Here is a 3,671-nt window from a genome sequence, read left to right as displayed (position 1 = left end):
GGCAACATCCTTGTTTTATTCCCGCTTATCGTCAGGAAAAGGCACAAAAATACTATCGTTTTTTTATTAACAACATCGAGTTATTAATAAAACTGACACTATTCCGTCAGAACAAAAAATCAAGAAATGAATAAAGCCCTGCAAACGCAGGTTATCTTAATAATTTATAGTAAGTTGCCAAGAGTAATTCAAAGAATTATCCAATAAGAAAATTAAAAACCCATTTCCTAATTAAAAAAAATTTTTTACTTATAATTAATATAAACAAAGCAATAATTCGAACAGGATAAAGTCATGACGATTAAAGCACCTTCTTGGGGAGAACCGGCTCCCTGGTTTTATGCCGATACGGTTTATAATCCACGCTTTGCCTTTTCCAGTCTTGGCGGCCGTTTTGTCGGCCTGGTATTTCTGGGCAACTGCGCAGCACCGCCGGTAATAAAGTTTCTGGAAGCAATAAAAAATGCCACTTTAATTGCAAATGATGATCACAGCGTTCGCTTTGCGGTGACCCTGAATCCCAAAGACCAGAAAAACCGTCTGGCACTTGACGCATTTCCCAAACAACGGATCTTCTATGACAAGGATGCCAGCATTGCCAGGGAGTACGGCGCCCTCGGTTACGACCCAGTTGAAGGGAAGGATGTCTTCTACCCCTACTGGGTGGTACTGGATCCCACACTGCGTGTCTACGCCAAGGGAGGCATTGATCAGCCAGAGGCGTTTATCCATACCATGCAGAACCTGCCGGACCCTGCCAGCCATGTGGATACCAATATTGATCTCTGGGCTCCTGTTCTGCTCGTCCCAAGAATCCTGGAGGATGATCTCTGCCAAACCCTGATTCAGTATTACCATGACGGCCAGCCTGAAGCATCCGGCTTTATGCGCACCGTCGATGGCAAAACCCTTGAGCTGCAGGATTCCGGCGTCAAACGCCGCTCTGATATCAATATTGACGATGAATCCCTGCAGGATGCCCTGAAATACCGGATCAGAACCCGGCTGGTGCCTGAGATCGCCAAGGCCTTCCAGTTCCGGGCCACACGCATCGAGCGCTATATCGTCGCCTGCTATGACAGTAGCGACGCAGGCTTTTTCAAGGAGCACCGGGACAACACCACCAAGGGCACCGCGCATCGCCGGTTTGCTATCAGTATCAATCTGAACAGTGAAGACTATGACGGGGGTGAACTCTGGTTCCCTGAATATGGACATCGCCGCTACAAACCACCCACAGGGGGCGCTATCGTCTTTTCCTGTTCCCTGATGCATGCCGCTACGCCAGTGACACGGGGTACCCGCTATGTCACGCTGCCGTTTCTCTATGATGATGCCGCCGCCAAGATACGGGAAGCCAATAACTGCTTCCTGGGTGACGGCGTTGAACCCTATCGTTCTGATGACCACAGCGACGACTGGGACAAGCAGGCCCAGTAAACGACAAGGTAATACCAATAAAAAAGGCGCTTTTCATTGTTTCAGTGAAAAGCGCCTTTTTCGTATGTATTACTGGATGGTGGCTTTCGGCGGAAATGCCGCCAGTGTTTCCTGCACCGCTTCCTGTATATAGACGGTTCTTTTTTCCGGTGTGGAGGTTTCAGGCAGTCGTCGTTTAGCAACACCCCGCCAGATCAGCTGGCGACTGGCAGGATCAATAATATCCAGCGTGAGTTGTCCTTCCTCGTAGTCCCGAACCCGGGTTTCCGTTCTCGCTCCCATAGACCACGGTAACGTATGGTAGCCCATACCAACAGTGACATGGGATTCATCGCGTCGGGTCTTGCTTCCGGTGAAATAGTGAACCAGGAAATCAGCCTGATCCGGACTCACCTGCTGGTACCCCTGCTCTGTCAGGGTGTGCTCTACCGCCGCCCTGATGCGACGATCCTGCAAACTGTCTTTGTCATAGTCATCCTTGTTATCCGTCTGAGGCAGCCATGCATAGCGTGACAGCGACGTGTATTGATAACCGGGATCAAAATCACGATCCACTTTTATGCTGGAACAGGCCACCAGAACCAGTGACAGAAGTAGAAACATGAACGTTTTTATTGGTTTCATCATCCCACTCTCCATTCGCCTGTACCTTTACCACTATATTTAAATAGTCGTTTAATAGGCATCGTTTTTACGGCTTGCTGACATCTGCTTGCCATACAGTAAGGCTCCATTATCATTGAATACAGCCTCGGTGACAGATACGACAACTGTCATCAAACAATGACACTGATGCAGTAATTCATGTCTGACATATCCCCTTTTTTTATTCCTGATAACACGGTTTTCCTGGAAGACGTCATCAAAAAGAGTCGCTTCCTGACTTATCTTGCCCATACCCCTGGCCGAGAAGCGGCATTGGCGTACATTCGCCAGCTCAAAGCCGAACACCCCGCCGCCCGTCATCACTGCTCAGCATTTATCGCCGGCACACCCAGTGATGGTCAGCAATGGGGGTTCAGTGATGACGGAGAACCCAGCGGTACCGCAGGCAAGCCGATGCTGGCGCAATTACAGGGTTCCGGGCTGGGGGAAGTCTGTGCGGTGGTGGTACGTTATTCCGGCGGAATTAAACTGGGAACGGGCGGACTGGTCAAAGCCTATGGCGGCGGTGTTGGCGATGCGCTCAAGCAGTTGCAAAGCAGAGAGAAAATACCCCATCATACGTTTTCCCTGCAGTGCGACTACGGCACGCTGAGAACCGTTGAGTACCTTCTGGCGCAATATGCCGGCGTTATTGAGGACCGCCTCTACACCGACAGCATCAAGCTATGCTGTTCTATCGATTCCCGCTGTTACAACGCCTTCTGCCAGCAACTGCTACAAGCCAGCGATGGGCAGCTGAAACCACAGTGATGATGTCAGCACATTAACCGGATAGTGAACGTGCCAGTACCAACAGATTATCAACGATCGTCCGGGTCTGCTTCGCAACAACCATTGGTGCGAGGTTAACCTGATAATCCTGGTATCGGCCACGAATGTAACGCCAGCGATGACTCACAGGCTTCAACTGCTCTGATGACACCCCTGACTGGCTCAGCTGCATCAACACCTGATCCATATCATCCGCCAGAAGATTGAGGTCACGATCGAAATAGCCGTCCTGATCCAAGGTATGCAGGGCACCAATATAAGCGCGGGCCGTATAACGTGCAGCCATATACTGGATCCGCACCGCCTGCTGGTAAAGCAGCTGCTGCTCCGTTGTAGAAGAAAGGCTTGTCGCTATGCTTTCAAGAAGGGTGTCCAGCTCGCGGAGCTGTTCGGTGAACGTCAGGTTGAAGTCCCATTCGAAATCCTGTTCATGCAGGTCCAGCGCTGCCGCATCAGCCACCTTATGCTCAAATGCAGGCCACAATGCCAGCAATGCATCGCGCTGCTCGTCTGAAATAACCGAATTCTCAACAGACACGATCTGCTCCAGCAAGCGTGTTGCCTGCAGCAATTCTGCCTGAACGGCCTGCTGATCAACAGCAAGCCCCAACTCGCCTCGCTGAACAAAGAGATCACAGCTGATTCGAAATACCTGCATATGCAGCTGGCGAACAGTATCCAGTACCGCAATATCCGCTTTCGCTGATGTTGCAACACACAGACAGGCACATAGCAATAACCGACCGGTAAACAACCTGGTGAGACCCTTCACAACAACCCCCATTACTTATTCT

General features: G+C 50.3%; 4 protein-coding genes. 2 read left to right on the top strand and 2 right to left on the bottom strand.

Features of this window, described 5'->3' with window-relative positions:
• The first annotated feature begins 294 nt into the window (after nucleotides 1-294).
• Nucleotides 295-1,440, top strand: a complete 1,146-nt coding sequence (locus KHS78_RS02720) for a 2OG-Fe(II) oxygenase (RefSeq protein WP_211824914.1) — start codon at nucleotides 295-297, stop codon at nucleotides 1,438-1,440.
• Between the two features lie 69 nt (nucleotides 1,441-1,509).
• On the opposite strand, the gene KHS78_RS02715 is transcribed toward KHS78_RS02720, so the two are convergent.
• The gene (locus KHS78_RS02715; RefSeq protein WP_211824911.1) at nucleotides 1,510-2,067 is read right to left on the bottom strand and encodes a DUF4136 domain-containing protein; all 558 of its coding nucleotides are present in this window, start codon (nucleotides 2,065-2,067) and stop codon (nucleotides 1,510-1,512) included.
• Nucleotides 2,068-2,244: 177 nt separating this feature from the next.
• Between KHS78_RS02715 and KHS78_RS02710 the strand changes: the two genes are divergently transcribed.
• A complete protein-coding gene (locus KHS78_RS02710) occupies nucleotides 2,245-2,856 on the top strand; it encodes a YigZ family protein (protein WP_211824909.1) in 612 nt (203 codons plus the stop codon).
• A gap of 13 nt (nucleotides 2,857-2,869) precedes the next feature.
• Here KHS78_RS02710 and KHS78_RS02705 read toward each other — a convergent pair whose 3' ends face one another.
• Nucleotides 2,870-3,649, bottom strand: coding sequence for a hypothetical protein (locus KHS78_RS02705; RefSeq protein ID WP_211824908.1), 780 nt, complete (start codon nucleotides 3,647-3,649; stop codon nucleotides 2,870-2,872).
• Nucleotides 3,650-3,671 lie beyond the last annotated feature (22 nt).

Source organism: Kistimonas asteriae (assembly GCF_018263925.1).
Lineage (GTDB): Bacteria > Pseudomonadota > Gammaproteobacteria > Pseudomonadales > Endozoicomonadaceae > Kistimonas > Kistimonas asteriae.
This window is presented reverse-complemented; position numbering and strand designations above follow the sequence as displayed.